General features: G+C 75.5%; 14 protein-coding genes. 8 read left to right on the top strand and 6 right to left on the bottom strand.

The annotated features are described in order from the left end of the window. Positions 1 to 36: 36 nt before the first annotated feature. Together O7628_RS12830 and O7628_RS12835 are read left to right on the top strand one after the other, a co-directional pair. Positions 37 to 948 (top strand): hypothetical protein, encoded by a 912-nt coding sequence (locus O7628_RS12830; protein WP_278130565.1) that lies wholly within the window; start codon positions 37 to 39, stop codon positions 946 to 948. Between the two features lie 316 nt (positions 949 to 1,264). Continuing rightward, positions 1,265 to 1,789, top strand: a complete 525-nt coding sequence (locus tag O7628_RS12835; protein ID WP_278130566.1) for a phosphatase PAP2 family protein — start codon at positions 1,265 to 1,267, stop codon at positions 1,787 to 1,789. 99 nt (positions 1,790 to 1,888) lie between these two features. Here O7628_RS12835 and O7628_RS12840 read toward each other — a convergent pair whose 3' ends face one another. The 3 genes from O7628_RS12840 to O7628_RS12850 are packed head-to-tail and all read right to left on the bottom strand — an operon-like array spanning position 1,889 to position 6,697. After that, entirely contained in the window at positions 1,889 to 3,109 is a 1,221-nt protein-coding gene (locus O7628_RS12840; RefSeq protein ID WP_074475642.1) for a hypothetical protein, read from the bottom strand. Positions 3,110 to 3,164: 55 nt separating this feature from the next. Continuing rightward, positions 3,165 to 4,853: a GTPase gene (locus tag O7628_RS12845; RefSeq protein WP_278130569.1), complete on the bottom strand. Its 1,689-nt coding sequence runs from the start codon at positions 4,851 to 4,853 to the stop codon at positions 3,165 to 3,167. Next, on the bottom strand, positions 4,850 to 6,697 hold the full coding sequence (locus O7628_RS12850; RefSeq protein WP_278130571.1) for a GTPase domain-containing protein: 1,848 nt from the start codon (positions 6,695 to 6,697) through the stop codon (positions 4,850 to 4,852). The genes O7628_RS12845 and O7628_RS12850 overlap by 4 nt, the downstream gene beginning before the upstream one ends. A gap of 212 nt (positions 6,698 to 6,909) precedes the next feature. On the opposite strand from O7628_RS12850, the gene dnaK reads away from it, so the two are divergent. The 5 genes from dnaK to O7628_RS12875 all read left to right on the top strand — a co-directional run bounded on the left by dnaK (position 6,910) and on the right by O7628_RS12875 (position 11,620). Continuing rightward, a complete protein-coding gene (gene dnaK, locus O7628_RS12855; protein ID WP_074475639.1) occupies positions 6,910 to 8,766 on the top strand; it encodes a molecular chaperone DnaK in 1,857 nt (618 codons plus the stop codon). Positions 8,767 to 8,813: 47 nt separating this feature from the next. Beyond that, positions 8,814 to 9,557, top strand: a complete 744-nt coding sequence (gene grpE, locus O7628_RS12860) for a nucleotide exchange factor GrpE (RefSeq protein ID WP_278130575.1) — start codon at positions 8,814 to 8,816, stop codon at positions 9,555 to 9,557. A gap of 79 nt (positions 9,558 to 9,636) precedes the next feature. Further along, positions 9,637 to 10,824, top strand: a complete 1,188-nt coding sequence (gene dnaJ, locus O7628_RS12865; RefSeq protein WP_178062789.1) for a molecular chaperone DnaJ — start codon at positions 9,637 to 9,639, stop codon at positions 10,822 to 10,824. Between the two features lie 32 nt (positions 10,825 to 10,856). Beyond that, positions 10,857 to 11,291 (top strand): MerR family transcriptional regulator, encoded by a 435-nt coding sequence (locus tag O7628_RS12870; protein ID WP_043961133.1) that lies wholly within the window; start codon positions 10,857 to 10,859, stop codon positions 11,289 to 11,291. 137 nt (positions 11,292 to 11,428) lie between these two features. Next, positions 11,429 to 11,620, top strand: a complete 192-nt coding sequence (locus O7628_RS12875; RefSeq protein WP_278130578.1) for a hypothetical protein — start codon at positions 11,429 to 11,431, stop codon at positions 11,618 to 11,620. Between the two features lie 13 nt (positions 11,621 to 11,633). Here the strand turns inward: O7628_RS12875 and O7628_RS12880 are convergent, their stop codons facing one another. From O7628_RS12880 to O7628_RS12890, 3 genes are all read right to left on the bottom strand, one after another. Beyond that, positions 11,634 to 12,065, bottom strand: a complete 432-nt coding sequence (locus O7628_RS12880; RefSeq protein WP_074475634.1) for a hypothetical protein — start codon at positions 12,063 to 12,065, stop codon at positions 11,634 to 11,636. Positions 12,066 to 12,255: 190 nt separating this feature from the next. Beyond that, on the bottom strand, positions 12,256 to 13,464 hold the full coding sequence (locus tag O7628_RS12885) for a cation:proton antiporter (protein ID WP_278130580.1): 1,209 nt from the start codon (positions 13,462 to 13,464) through the stop codon (positions 12,256 to 12,258). Positions 13,465 to 13,471: 7 nt separating this feature from the next. After that, on the bottom strand, positions 13,472 to 13,972 hold the full coding sequence (locus O7628_RS12890) for a cation:proton antiporter regulatory subunit (RefSeq protein ID WP_043961139.1): 501 nt from the start codon (positions 13,970 to 13,972) through the stop codon (positions 13,472 to 13,474). 31 nt (positions 13,973 to 14,003) lie between these two features. Between O7628_RS12890 and O7628_RS12895 the strand changes: the two genes are divergently transcribed. Next, the gene (locus O7628_RS12895; protein WP_278130583.1) at positions 14,004 to 15,092 is read left to right on the top strand and encodes a hypothetical protein; all 1,089 of its coding nucleotides are present in this window, start codon (positions 14,004 to 14,006) and stop codon (positions 15,090 to 15,092) included. Positions 15,093 to 15,108: the final 16 nt, after the last annotated feature.

A 15,108-nucleotide genomic window follows, 5' to 3' on the forward strand; every position in this document is an offset into this window, starting at 1 on the left:
CCAGCATCGATGACCGACGACGGACGAGGAGTGCGCGTGTCCCAGCCAGGCGAGGGTCCCACCGTGCCGCTGCTCGGCCGGCACCGTGCGGCCGGGGGCGGCTACCGTCGGGTCGTGGGAGTCCACCGCGCCCCCGGCTCCGGCGGCCCCGGGCGCGGATACCTCTTCACCGTCGCCCTGCTCGCCGGCACCGCCTCGATGCCGATCCTCGCCGCCATTAGCACCGGGTCGGCCACGGTGGGCAGCACCGCCCTCCCGGACAGCAGCACCCCGTTCATCCCCACGCGCTCGGTCGGGCCGGTGATCGTGCCGGCGACCGGTCCACCCGCGGTCGCCCCCGCCACCCCGAAGGGCCGGGTGGCGACGCCGCAGACCGGGCTGCCGGGCCCGGGTCTCCCGCCGCCCGCGCCCGCGCCGATCGTGCCGGCCGCTCCCGACCGGTCGGACCCCGAGGCGGTCCACCGCCCGCCGCCGCTGCGGGTGCCGACCCTGCCCCCGCCGCCGACGGTCACCCCCAGCCCCACCCCGACGCCGCGCCCCTCCCCGGCGCCGGCCCCGAGCGGGGAACCGACCCCGCCGACCGGGCCGACCCCGCCGACCGGGCCGACGGCGACCCTCTCCGCCTCGGCCCAGGTGCCGGAACCATCCTCGGGCACCGAGCCGACCGCGAGCGCGGACCCGCCGGCCGGCCCCGACCCGACAGCCGGCCCCGACCCGACGGCGACCGGGGAACCCGCCCCGGACCCCGGGCCGACGACGGGTGGCGCACCCGCCCCGGCCGCGCTCAGGGCGGTGCCCGGCCCGCCCCCGCAGCGTCGCCCGACGGCCGCCGCGCCCGGCCGCCGCCCCAGCCCGGCTCCGCAGGCTCCGGCGGTCCCGCCCCGGCCCACCGCCACCGGCTCTCCCGGGCCCGCCGTCGGCGACGCCCTCCCGCCCGCCGCCCGGTGAGGCCCCTCACCGCCGGCCGGCCCGGCACTCGTCAGGATCACGCTCGATCCGGGAAGCAGTGGCCTCGTGGCGCGACCGATGCCACTGCTTCGTGGATCGGGCGTGACCATGGCCCGGGCTCCCGGCCGAGAACGCAGGCCGGCGGGCAGCCTCGGCTGCACGGCGGCGGGCGGCGGCCGAGGCCGCACGGCGGGGAGCGACAGGGCTGAGCGGACCGGATCGCCCCCCGGCGGGACAGGAGCGCCGCCACGTCACGCCCGGCCCGGGGCTGCGCGTCGCCCGCCTGGTCACCGAGCTGACCGCGCCCGCCGTCCTGGTGACCACGCTGACCATGCTGGTCGGCTGGTTCGGCGGCGACGGCGGAGCGCACGGGCTGGCCTGGGGGCTGCTCGCCACCGTCTTCGCCAGCGGGATCCCGTTCGCGTACATCGTCGGCGGGGTACGCCGTGGGCGGCTCACCGACCACCACGTCGGCGTACGCGAACAGCGCCGGACGCCGCTGCTGTTCGGGCTCGCCTCGGCGGCGGCCGGCTGGGTCCTGCTGGCCGCGTTCGGCGCGCCCCGGCCGCTGCTGGCGCTGGTGGCGGCCGGCGTCGTGGGGCTCGTGGTGGCGGTGACCGTCAGCCACTGGTGGAAGATGTCGATCCACACGGCGGTGGCCGCCGGCGCGGTGGTGGTGCTGGTGCTCACCTTCGGCCCCCCGCTGGTGGCCGCCGCACCGGTGCCGGTGCTGGCCGGCTGGTCGCGGGTGCGGCTGCGGGCCCACACCCTGGCGCAGGTGCTGGTGGGCGGGAGCGTCGGCGGGCTGGTGGCCGGAGCCGTCTACGGCGCGCTGGCCTGACCACCCCCGCGCGGCCCCGGCCGGGCCCCCGACCGGGGCCGGGCCCGGCCAGGGCGCTGCGACCGGGGCCGGGCTGCGTCGGGCCCGGGGCGCGTCGGGTCAGGCCCCGTCGTCGGCGAGCCGGTGCCGGTTCGCCTCGATCCAGGCGTCGAGGGCGGCCGGGTCGTCCGGGTCCACCCCGTCGGCCATCAGCTGAGCGACCGCCGCCGTGGCGGGGCTGCGGCGCTCACCGGTGGAGTAGAGCCGGGCGAACTCGGGGATCATCTCCTCGACCGCCGTGTCGGTGCGCTCCGCCGCCGCCTGCGGCAGCCCCTTGCGCCGGGCCGCGTACGCCGCCCAGCCGCGCAGCACCCGGGGCAGCATCGCGGCGTCGTCCATGTCGAGCACGGCCCGCCGGTGCACCCAGTCGAGCAGGAACAGCTCGGCGACCGTGGGGCTCCAGCGCAGCGCGTCGGCGTCGGGGAAGCTCGCCGCGTGGTCGAGCAGCAGGCTGAGGCAGAAGTGCAGCGAGGCCAGCCCCGCGTCGTCGGACGGGTCGAGGTCGTAGCGGGCGGCCTCGGGCGAGGCGAGGAACGCCCGGACCAGCTCCGTGCGCTGGTCGCCGGAGAGGGGCTCGGCGTCCCGGGTGGACCCGGGGGCCGGCGGGGGCAGCAACGCCAGCCGGGCACCGGCAAGCGCCCGGTCGGTGGCGAGGGACCCCTCGGCGGGCAGCTCGCCCAGGTCGTCGGTGACGGCCAGGTGCCGGCCGACCTCGCCGTGCATCCGGGCCGGGTCCTCCTCCCGGAACCACGTCAGCTCGTCGCCGTCGACCATCTCCCGGACCTGCTCGACGATGCGTCCCGCAGGGCCGCCCACGAAGACGTCCTTGGTGATGCCGATGTTGTGGTCGACCAGGGCCACCAGCGCGTGCTCGGGGCCGCCGGCCGCGTCGTCGTAGGCGAACGTGGCGAGGTAGGAGGTCTGGTCGCCGTACACGTCGCCGTAGCTCCAGGTGCCGGTGAGGCGCACCCGCCCGAGGTGCGCGGCCCAGGCCGGGGCCTGGGTGCCGGGGTTGACCTTCGCCGCGCCCTCGGCGTCGGGCACCAGGGCGGCGAAGACGGAGCGGATGGTCCTCGCCGCGGCCGTGCGGCGGCGGGAGGTGGCGGCGAGGAAGCCCGTGACGAACTCCCGGACGGCCGTTTCCCGGTCGGTCTCCGCGACCGAGTAGACGCTGCCGAGCAGCGCCGCGCCGAGCATCTCGGCATCGAGGGCGGTGTCGAGCCTGGTCACGTCGCGTGCGGCGTGCAGCACCGCGTCGTAGGGGGTCTGAGGCGTGGCCATGCGTCGACCCTACGCCCGCCGACGGTCCCCGAACAGCGAAGAAAGACGCCGGTCGTCAGCGGCCGGCGGCGTCGCGCAACGCCTGCCACGCCTGCCCGTGACGGGCCAGCACCGCCCGCACCGGCTCCACCACGTGCTCCTGCCCGACCGCGCCGACGGCGAGGGCGAGCCGCTTCTCGGCCCGGCCGCGCGCCCGGCGGGCCGCCCACCGCACCACGGGCCTGGTCGAGGCCGCCACCAGCAGCCCGGCGAGCAGGCCGCCGAGCAGCAGCACGGTGGGCAGCGGCACCTCGCCGACGCGGGGATTGTCCAGGGCGGGCAGGCCGAGGGCGCGCAGCGCGTAGCCGAGCGCGAGCCAGCCGAGGCCGGCCACGGCCGCGAGGGTGACCAGCCACTGCACCCCGCCGACGATCCGCCACCAGGCGGGCCGCCGGTCCAGCCCGAGGTCGGTCTGCGCCACCGCGCGGTCCAGGGCGTCCGGCAGGTCGCCGAGCCGGGACCGGGCGGCGGTGGTCACGGCGGTCGCCCACGCGTCGGGCAGGTCGGCCCCGGCGCGGTCGGCCACCGCCCGCACGGCCAGGCCCAGCGCCGAGCGCTGTGCGGCGGTCGGATCGGGTACGGAGGTCGCGGCGACCAGGCTCTCCGCCGGGTCGTCGCCGCCGCCGGTCGGGCCGGGCAGGTGCAGCCGGCGCAGCGGGTCGGGGCGCAGCCGCCGCCAGCCGCGCACCAGCGGCCAGCCGGTGCTCGCGGCGGCCCGGTGCCGGTAGGCGCCCTCGACCGCCTCGGCCACCGCCGGCACCCCGGCCGCCCCGGCCAGCGCCCGGTTCAGCCCCGAGGCGGGCCCGGCGTCCGGCACGCCGGCCGGGGGCTCGGCGGCGACCAGCTCCGCCAGCCCGGCGACGACCGTGTCCACGTCGCCGGCGAGGCGGAGCAGGGCGGCCTGCCGCTCGGCGACCGTGCGCTCCAGCGTGGCCCGCAGCTCGGTGATCCCGCCCGGGTCGACGGCGGTGGTGGCCAGCAGCGGCACCCCGTCCAGGCCGTCGGCGTCGAGCAGCCGGCGCAGGTCGGCCAGGACGCGGGGCAGCTCGGCCGGGGGCAGCCGGTCGGCCTGGTTCAGCACGACCAGCGTCACGTCCCGGTGCCGGTGGAACTCGCGCAGGTAGCTGGAGTGGACGACCCGGTCGGCGTACTTCTGCGGGTCGACGACCCAGATCACCAGGTCGACCAGGCCGAGCAGCCGGTCGACCTCCAGCCGGTGCGACCGCTGCACCGAGTCGAAGTCGGGCAGGTCGAGCAGGACCAGCCCGTGCAGGGCCGACTCGTCGTCGCCGTCGAGCGCGCTCTCCCGGACGAACCGGTGCCGGGGCAGCACGCCGGTCCAGTCGAGCAGCCGGGTCGCGCCGTCGAGCGGGCCCCAGACGCAGGCGTGGGCCACGCCGGTGGTGGGGCGGCGCACCCCGACGGGGGACAACTCGAACCGGGCGAGCGCGTTGAACAGGCTCGACTTGCCGCTGCCGGTGGCGCCGGCGAGGGCGACGACGGTGTGGTCGCGGGAGAGCGAGAGCCGGGTGCCGGCGCGCTCGACGAGGGTGTGCGCGGGCACGAGCTGGGTGTCGGGGAGCTGGCCGTCGGCCGCTTCGAGGAACCGCCGGACGGCGGCGAGGCGGGCGATCAGCGCGTCCGGGTCGACCCGCTGGCCGCCGCGCAGGGCCTCGCGTACGCGGCCGACGATGTTCGGGCTCACCGCGCCCCACCCTCCGGGGCCAGGGCCGGGGGCAGGGCGGCCGCGCCGGCCGCCGCGAGGCCGCTGCGGTGCCGGGCCTGCTCCACCCGCTCGGCCGCCGCCCGCAGGGCGTCCCCCGCGTCCGCCGCCGGCCGGGCCGTCGCCGTGCGGGACAGGAACCGGGTGGCCTCGGCGTCGAGCAGCTCGCGGACCCGCGCCAGCAGGTCGCCCCGGGCCTTCGCGGCCAGCGTACGCACGGCCTGGTCGCCGAAGATCGCCTGGAGCACGGCCTGCCCGGCGACCGTCGTGCCGGCCCCCGTGGCGACCTCCAGCCCGGTCGGGATGAACGCGGTCGAGGCGAACACGGCGATCATCACGGCGAGCCCGGTGGCGTTGACCGCGTACGCGGCGGTGCGGGCGACGAACCGCCGGTCGGCGCCCTCGGACCGGACCAGCTCCAGCACCCCGCGTTGCCAGTCGCGGACCAGCCGTTCGGCGCGGTCGGGGAAGTCGGCGCCCGGATGGGCCAGCGGCGGTTCGAGCAGGGCCGCCCCGGCGGGGTGCGCCCGCCACCCGGTGTAGGTGTTCTCGGCCGCCTCGGCGGCGACCCCGCGCAGCAGCGTGACGAGCTGCGACTCGATGGCGTCGCGCAGCTCGGTGGCGGGGGCGGGCCGGCCGGTCACCGCCGCCAGGAGCCGGTCGCGCAACCGGCCGATCCGGGCCTCCAGGGTGCGGAAGAACTCGCCGGTGCCGACGAACTCCTGCCACCGGGCGAGCACCTCGCCGCGCAGCAGCCGGCCGTCGCGCAGCCCCTGCTCCACGGTGCGCTCGGCCCCCTGGTAGGCGGCGGTGACCCGGTCGTCGAGGGCGTCGGCGGCGTCCCCCTGCTCGTCGGCGGCGTCGGCCAGGCCCACGACGGCCGGGACGAGCGCGGCGAGCGCGCCGTCGAGGGTCTGCCGGACGACGGCGGCGCGTGCCCCGGCGTCGGCGGCGAGCCGGGAGAACCAGCCGCCCAGCGGGTCGGTGACCTTGTCGGGCAGCAGGCCCTGGCCGTCGACCCAGGTCTCCGGGAGGACGAACAGGGGCGCCGCGCCGAGGCCCTGTTCGGCGAGCATCTCGGCCAGGTGGGCGGCCACCTCGTCGGTGGCCTCCGCCGGCACCCGGTCGAGCACCATGGCGATCACCACCCCCCGGGCCCGGGCCGTGTGCAGCAGCTCCCAAGGGACCGCGTCGGCGTAGCGGGCGGCGGTGGTGACGAAGAGCCAGAGGTCGGCGGCGGCGAGGAGCTGGCCGGCGAGCGCGCGGTTGGCGTCGACCACGGAGTCGATGTCGGGGGCGTCGAGGAAGGCCAGCCCGGCGGGGAGCGCCGGGGCGGTGACGAGCTGGAGGGTGCCCGGGTCCTCGCTCGGCTCGTTGGTGCGGGTGAGGCCGGGCAGCAGCTCGCCCTGGCGGAACCAGCCGGAGTCGGCGGGGTTGCAGACGAGCACCGGCGAGCGGGTGGTCGGCCGGAGCACCCCGGCGGCGCTGACCCGGGCCTGGACGAGGCTGTTGACCAGTGTCGACTTGCCGGCCCCGGTGGAGCCGCCGACGACCACGAGCAGTGGCGCGTCGAGCCGGGCGAGCCGGGGCAGGAGATAGTCGTCGAGCTGCGCGGTGAGGCTCGCGCCGAGCTGTCGGGCGGCCTCGGCCGAGGGCAGGGCGAGCGGGAACCGGGCCGCGCCGATCGCGGCCCGCAGGGCGGTGAGCGCGGCGGGCAGGCCGTCCGCGGAAGGGCCGGACGGGTCCTTCCCGGCATCCCCCGTGCCGGTACGGGCGGCGACGGCGGGCGAACCGGGATCGATGGCGGGCTCGCCGTGCGTCGTCACCGCTAAAGCGTGCCCGACCGACGCAAGGTAAGACAACCGGGCTCCCCCGAACGCGAGGTTGCGTCGGGTCGGCTCAACTCGACTTGACGATCGCCGTACGCGTGGCACTATTGAGTCAAGTTCACTCAACTTGTGGCGAGCGAGCGACGGGAGAACCCCCGTCACCTGCTCCGACGCGAGAAGCCTCCAACGTAAGAAGCGAGGAAGCGAAGATGGCACGTGCGGTCGGTATCGACCTCGGCACGACGAACTCCTGCGTCAGCGTTCTCGAGGGCGGTGAGCCCACCGTCATCGCGAACGCTGAGGGCTCGCGGACGACCCCGTCGATCGTCGCGTTCGCCCGCAACGGGGAGGTCCTCGTCGGCGAGGTCGCCAAGCGCCAGGCGGTGACGAACCCGGACCGGACCATCCGGTCGGTCAAGCGGGAGATCGGCACCAACTGGACCGTCGACATCGACGGCAAGAAGTACACCCCGCAGGAGATCTCGGCCCGGACGCTGATGAAGCTCAAGCGGGACGCCGAGGCGTACCTGGGCGAGCAGATCACCGACGCGGTGATCACCGTCCCGGCCTACTTCAACGACGGCCAGCGGCAGGCCACCAAGGAAGCCGGCGAGATCGCCGGCTTCAACGTGCTGCGGATCGTGAACGAGCCGACCGCGGCGGCCCTGGCGTACGGGCTGGACAAGGGCTCCAAGGAGCAGACCGTCCTGGTCTTCGACCTCGGCGGCGGCACCTTCGACGTGTCGCTGCTGGAGCTGGCCGAGGGCGTCGTCGAGGTCAAGTCGACCAGCGGCGACAACCAGCTCGGCGGCGACGACTGGGACCAGCGGATCATCGACCACCTGGTGAAGACCTTCCGGGGCGAGCACGGCATCGACCTGGCCCAGGACAAGATGGCCCTCCAGCGGCTGCGCGAGGCGGCCGAGAAGGCCAAGATCGAGCTGTCGGCGGCCACCACGACCAACATCAACCTGCCGTACATCACGGCTGGCTCCGCCGGCCCGCTGCACCTGGACGTGACGCTTAGCCGCGCCGAGTTCCAGCGGATGACGCAGGACCTGCTGGACCGCTGCAAGGGCCCGTTCGAGCAGGCCGTGAAGGACGCCGGGATCAAGGTCGCCGACGTCGACCACGTCATCCTCGTCGGCGGCTCCACCCGGATGCCGGCCGTCACCGACCTGGTCAAGCAGCTCACCGGCAAGGAGCCCAACAAGGGCGTCAACCCCGACGAGGTCGTCGCCGTCGGCGCCGCCCTCCAGGCCGGCGTGCTCAAGGGCGAGGTCAAGGACGTCCTGCTGCTCGACGTGACCCCGCTGAGCCTGGGCATCGAGACCAAGGGCGGCATCTTCACCAAGCTCATCGAGCGCAACACCACCATCCCGACCAAGCGCTCCGAGGTCTTCACCACCGCCGACGACAACCAGCCGTCGGTGCTGATCCAGGTGTTCCAGGGCGAGCGCGAGATCGCGGCCTACAACAAGAAGCTCGGCACCTTCGAGCTGACCGGCCTCCCGCCCGCGCCGCGCGGCGTGCCCCAGATCGAGGTCACGTTCGACATCGACGCCAACGGCATCGTGAACGTGCACGCGAAGGACCTGGGCACCGGCAAGGAGCAGAAGATGACGATCACCGGCGGCTCCTCGCTGCCGAAGGACGACATCGAGCGGATGCGCCGCGACGCCGAGGAGCACGCCGAGGACGACAAGCGTCGCCGCGAGGAGGCGGAGACCCGCAACCTCGCCGAGGCGCTCCAGTGGCAGACCGAGAAGTTCCTCGCCGAGAGCGGCGACAAGCTGCCGGGCGAGAACCGGGAGCAGCTCAACGAGGCGCTCGGCGAGCTGCGCGGCGCGCTCGGCGGCCAGGACATCGACAAGATCAAGGCGGCCCACGAGAAGCTTGCGCAGGTCTCCCAGCAGGCCGGCTCGCTGCTCTACGCGTCGCAGCAGGCCGAGCAGGGCGAGCAGCCGGGGGCGGCCGGCCCGGGCGCCGGCGCGACCGGCGGCGCGAAGGCCGGCGGCGCGGACGACGTGGTCGACGCGGAGATCGTGGACGAGGACAAGAAGTGACGATGCGCCTCGGACACGTATCGACGGCCAAGGGATGAGGTAACCGCATGACGGAGAAGCCACGAGCCGCCGACCCGGTGGAGTCCGGGCCGACGCCGGGTGGCTCCGCGACCGCCGGCCAGTCCGCCGGTGAGCAGCCGCGGGTCGTCATCCGTGACAATCGCAAGATCAGCAAGTCCGAGGTGCCCGCCGCGGCCGACGCCGGGGCCGACACCCCGGCGGAGGGCCTGGTGGAGGACGCCGAGATCGTGGTCGACGAGATCGAGGTCGAGGCCGCGTCGGTCGACGGGCCGCCCGTCGTCGACGCCCCGGCCCAGCCCGTCGAGGGCGGCGCGCCGCCCGCCGCGGCCCCGCTCGGCGCCGAGCTGGAGGCGCTGCGGGCCGAGCTGGACGAGCGGACCCGGGACCTGCAACGGGTGACGGCGGAGTACGCCAACTACCGCAAGCGGGTCGACCGGGACCGCAGCCTCGTCCAGGAACAGGCGACCGGCTCGGTGCTCGCCGCGCTGCTGCCGATCCTCGACGACCTGGACCGCGCCCGCGAGCACGGCGACCTGGTGGGCCCGTTCGGCACCGTCGCCGAGCAGCTCACCACCGCGCTGGGCAAGTTCGGCCTGTCGGCGTTCGGCGAGCAGGGCGACCCGTTCGACCCGACCCGGCACGAGGCGGTGGCCCACCAGACGTCCGCCGACGTGACCGAGCCGACCTGCGTGCAGGTCATGCGCCGGGGCTACCAGCTCGGCGAGCGGCTGCTGCGGCCGGCCATGGTCGCGGTCGCCGACCCGGAGTAGTGCCGACCCGTGTCGTCCCGTCCGCCCGCAACGGGCGGGCGGGACGTCCGGGGTACGTCCCGTGGAAGGGGGTGGACCGGTGAGTACCAAGGACTGGATCGAGAAGGACTACTACGCCACGCTGGGCGTGCAGAAGTCCGCCTCCTCGGACGAGATCAAGAAGTCGTACCGGAAACTGGCCCGGGAGTCGCACCCGGACCACAACCCGGGCGACACCGGGGCCGAGGAACGGTTCAAGGCCGTCTCCGAGGCGTACGCGGTGCTCGGCGACGAGGCCAAGCGCCGCGAGTACGACGAGATGCGCTCGCTGTTCGGCTCCGGCCAGTTCCGGCGCAACGCCCGGGGCGCGGGCGGCCCCGGCGGGCAGCCGTTCGACGTGTCCGACCTGTTCGGCGGCGCGGCGGGCGGCGGTGACCGGCGCTTCGGCGGGGCCGGCTTCCAGGACCTGTTCAGCTCGATCTTCTCCGGCGGCGGCGGTGCCGGCGGCCCGGCCCGCCCGCGCGGCCCGGCGAAGGGCCGGGACATCGAGACCGAGGTGGCGCTCGACTTCGGCGACGCGGTACGCGGGGTCACCCTCCCGCTGACCCTGCGCGCGCCCGGGGTCTGCGACACGTGCTCCGGCAGCGGGGCGAAGCCGGGCACCTCGCCGGTGACCTGCCAGGTCTGCCACGGCGCCGGGGTGACCAACCGCAACCAGGGTTCGTTCAGCTTCTCCGAGCCGTGCCGCAACTGTCAGGGCGTGGGGACGGTCGTCGAGGAGAAGTGCCCGGAGTGCCACGGCACCGGCGGGGTCACCAAGACCCGCACGCTGAACGTCCGCTTCCCCGCCGGGGTGGCCGACGGCCAGCGGATCCGGCTGAACGGGCGCGGCGAGCCGGGCGAGCGCGGCGGCCCGGCCGGCGACCTGTACGTGCACGTGAAGGTGCGGCCGGACGAGCTGTTCGGGCGCACCGGGGACGACCTGACCCTGACCGTGCCGATCACCTTCCCGGAGGCCGTGCTCGGCACGGACCTGCGGGTGCCCACGCTCGACGGCACGGTGACCCTGCGGGTCCCGCCGGGCACGCCGAGCGGCCGGGTGCTGCGCGCCCGGGGCAAGGGCGTCGTGCGCCGCGACGGAAAGGCCGGTGACCTGCTGGTAACCCTCGACGTGGTGGTGCCGGCCGGGGTGTCCGACGAGGCGCGGGCGGCGCTGGAGGCGTTCGCCGAGCAGACCCCGCCGGCCGCCCGGGAACATCTCGACGCCCGGGTGCGTCGGTTCAGTTGAGCCTGCTGGAGTGTGTGCGGAGGTGAGCGGGGATGGCGGGAGAGCACGTCGGCTCGGGTGACCCTGCCTACGAGGCCAAGGTGCTGATGATCTCGGTCGCGGCGCGGATGGCGGGGATGCACCCCCAGACCCTGCGCCAGTACGACCGGCTCGGCCTGGTGCAGGCCGGCCGGGCGGCCGGTGGCGGGCGTCGTTACAGCGTCCGGGACGTGGTGCTGCTGCGCGAGGTGCAGCGGCTCAGCCAGGACGAGGGGGTCAACCTCGCCGGCGTCAAGCGGATCATCGGGCTGGAACGCCTGCTGGAGCAGGCCCAGCAGCGGATCGCGCGGCTGGAGGCCGAGCTGGACGCCGCGTACCGGCGGGTGGCGGAGCTGGAGTCCCTCGCCCGGTTCCCGGGCAGCGACCTGGTGCCGACCAACCGCACCTCCACCGCCCTGGTGGTCTGGCGTCCCCGGCGCGACCGCTGACCCGCCGCTCGCCCCGCCGGAGCCCCGACGGCCCGGTCCGCTTCCCGGAACCCCGGCGCGGGCCGGGCCGGCTCCACTAACCTGCGAATCAGGCCGGCCCGTGCGATCCGGGCCCACCGCGCTGGCGAGGGGGAGCCATGTCGGAACAGGCCAAGAAGGTGGCGCAGCAGGCGGAGGAGCGGCTCGACCGGGTCGCCAGGTCCGCCCGACAGCGGTTCGACAAGATCACCGAGGGGCGGTTCACCGACAAGGTCCGGGAGGGCCGGTTCGCCGACCGGGGCGACGGTCCTGAGCGGGGCGATGGTGCCGACCGGGGCTCGGCCGCCTGAGGCGGCCCCGGCGTCAGCCGATGCGGCGGTTCTCGCGGACCAGGCCGCCCTCGCACCAGTCCCGGTAGACGAACAGGTGGGGGCGGGCCAGCAGCACGCGGCTGTTGTGCGCCCACGTCCGCATCATCTCGTCGCCGGTCCGCTCCGACTGCTCGACCAGCTTGCGGAAGCGGCGTTTCGGGTGGGCGCGGAAGTTCGTCCGGATGCCGTCGGCGGCGTAGATGTAGAGGCAGTGCAGCGCGAACCGGCGGGCCGGGCAGGCCGGGTCCATGGCCAGCTCGAAGAGGGTCTGCACCAGGTGGTCGCCGGAGACCAGCAGGTCCCAGTCCGGCGGCATCGACGTCAACGGCACCGAGTCGGGGTGGTACGCCCACGCCCGCAACTCCGCCGGGGACGGGTCGACGGGGTTGGCGAAGCCGTGGAACGTCGAGTCCTGCACGCTCACCGGCCAACCTTCCGCTCGCGCCCGGGGCGACCGACCGGCCACCCACGGACCCTTGCTGCTGGGGCGAAACGGTAACCCGCTGCGCCGACCAGGGGGAAGGGGCTCCCAGCACAATTCGGCATCCGATGGACGCGGGGCGGGGCCGACCGTACGGCCGACCCCGCCCCGGCGGACGGAACTGAGTGACTGCTCAGTCGGTGGTGACCAGCGGCTCGGCGCGCTGGGTGACGGCCCGCTGCCGCAGCCACAGCTTGAACCAGGCGAAGTCGGGCAGCCGTGCCAGCATCGGCCCGGTCACCACGGTGATCAGCACGTACGCGGTGGCCAGCGCCGCCAGCTTCGGCTCGACGCTGCCGGCGGCCACGGCGAGCCCGGCGATGACGATGGAGAACTCGCCGCGCGGCACCAGGGCCAGCCCGGCCCGCCACCGGCCGGGTTCCTTGATCCCCACCCGCCGGGCGGCCAGGTATCCGGTCAGCGTCTTCGTCCCCATCGTCACCACGGCCAGCGCGAGCGCCGGCAGCAGCACGGGCGGGATGTCCCGGGGGTCGGTGACCAGGCCGAAGAAGACGAAGAACACCGCGGCGAACAGGTCCCGCAGCGGGGAGAGCATCTCGGTGGCGTGGTGCGCCACCGGGCCGGACAGGGCGATGCCGACGAGGAACGCGCCGACCGCCGCCGACACCTGGAGCTTCGCCGCGACGCCCGCGACCAGCAGGGTGAGCCCGAGCACGCCGAGCAGCAGCGCCTCCGGGTCCTTCGCCGACATGGCGGAGGAGATCAGGTGGCCGTACCGGATCGCCACCACGAGCACCAGCATGACGGTGCCGACGGCGACGCCCAGCGCGATGCCGCCGCCGAGCAGGCCGGTGCCGGCCAGCACGGCGGTGAGCAACGGCAGGTAGAGCGCCATCGCCAGGTCCTCGATGACCAGCACCGACAGCACCACCGGGGTCTCCCGGTTACCGAGCCGGCCCAGGTCGGCCAGCACCTTGGCGATCACGCCGGAGGAGGAGACCCAGGTGATGCCGGCCAGCACGATCGCGGCCACCCAGTCCCAGCCGAGCAGGAAGGCGAAGGCCGCGCCGGGCAGGGCGTTGAACACCCCGTCGATCAGGCCGGCGGGGGCCGCCGAGCGCAGGTTGCCGACGAGCTCGGCGGCCGAGTATTCCAGGCCGAGCATGACCAGCAGCAGGATCACGCCGATCTCCGCCCCGACGGCGAAGAACTCCTCGCTGGCGGTCAGCGGCAGCACGCCGCCGTGGCCGAAGACGAGCCCGGCGAGCAGGTAGAGGGGAATGGGGGAGAGGCCGATCCGCCGCCCGAGCCGCCCCAGCAGCCCGAGCAGGAACAGCAGCGCACCGACCTCGATGAGCAGAATCGTGGTTTCCTCGTGCATCCGCGCCTCAGCCGTCCGGGTCGCTGTCGGCGAGGATGGCGGTCACGCCGTCGAGCCCCTTGCGGGTGCCGACCACGACCACCACGTCACCGGCGTCGAAGCGGAAGGCCGGGTCCGGCGAGACGATCACCTCGCCCTGGCGCAGCACCGCGACGATCGAGGCGCTGGTCCGGGTGCGGGCCTTCGTGTCGCCGAGCCGCCGGTGGACGTACTTGGAGCCGGCCGGGATGGCGATCTGCTCGGTGAGCAGCCCGGCGGCCTGCTCGCGCAGCCCGGAGAGCTGGCCGAGCATCAGCGACGCGCCCAGGATGTCGGCCAGCGCCTCCGCCTCGTCGTCCGTCAGCGGTATGTCGTGCTGGCAGGAATCGGGATCATCGGGGTCGTAGAGGACAAGGTCGCGGCGGCCATTGCGGTGGGAAACCACACCAAGCCGGCGCCCGGATTCCGTCAACAGGTCGTGACGCATTCCGATCCCGGGTAGGGCAGTCTGTTCGACACGTACTCGCACGGCGTCAGGCTACCGGTTGGGGGGTAGGCCGATGACTCGTCGGTTCGGCCGCAGAATGGTTGCGCTGCTGCTCACGCCCCTGCTGACCGGCTGCTCGATCGGCGACGTCCGTCGCCCGCCGCCGGACCGCGCGGCCCCGTCGCCCCGGCCGCCCGCGACCGCACCGACGCCGTCGCCCCCGGCCCCCGAGGTCGAGTTGCGCGAGGTCCGGGTCCCGGTCGGCAAGGGGTACGACTCTCCGTACGTCGAGTTCGTCACCGCCGAGCAGGCGTACGCCCTCTTCTCCAGCTGCCCGGCGCGGGACTGCCCGGCGGTGCTCTACGCCACGGTCGACGGCGGCCGGTCCTGGCGGCGGCTCGTCCTCCCCCGCCTCGTTGCCGAGAACCCGCAGCTCTACGCCGCCCCGGAGGTGCTGGCGCTGCTCGCCGAGCCGCACGGCTGGTACACCTCCACCGACGGCGGGCGCACCTTCGCGCACACCACCGGAGGGCAGGAGCCCGTCGCCTGGCGCGCCGCCCAGGGGCGGTTCCAGATCGACGAGGCCACCGGCCGGGTGGTCCGCTGGGCGGGGCTGCGGGCGACGCCCCTGCCCGCCCAGCCGCCCGTGCGGCCCCTGCACGGCGTCGTCGAGGCCCGTGGCCTGCTGGTGGTGGCCGGCGTCGACGGCGGCAGGCCGTACGCGGCGGTCTCGACGGACCGGGGGCGCACCTGGCAGCGGACCCCGGTGCCGGTGCCCGACGGCGAGGTCGGGGTGCTGCGGCCGATGGTCGGGCCGGACGGCGAGGCACGCCTGGTCGGCTGGCCGCCCGACCGGACGGGTTTCCCGGCGCTCTGGCGGTACCTCGGCCGGTGGGTGCCGGTGCCCGCCGCCGGGCATCCCCTGCGGGCGGATTCCGTGGTGCCGCTGACCACTGGCCGCTTCGCCGTCAACGGCCCGGACGGCGCGGGCGTGGTGGCCGACGGCCGGTACGACCGGCTCGACTGGCCGGTCGCCCCCAAGCACTACCTGACCCTGCTGGCCGACGGCACGCTGGTGGGCCGCGCCCCCGACGAGGTGCTGCTGGCCACCGGGCCGGTCGGCAACCGTCGCTGGGTGCGCGTGGTGCTGGACCCGGCCTGAGCGGGCGTGCCGCGCG

Origin of the sequence: Micromonospora sp. WMMD956 (genome assembly GCF_029626125.1) — a bacterium.
Classification (GTDB): Bacteria; Actinomycetota; Actinomycetes; order Mycobacteriales; family Micromonosporaceae; genus Micromonospora; species Micromonospora carbonacea.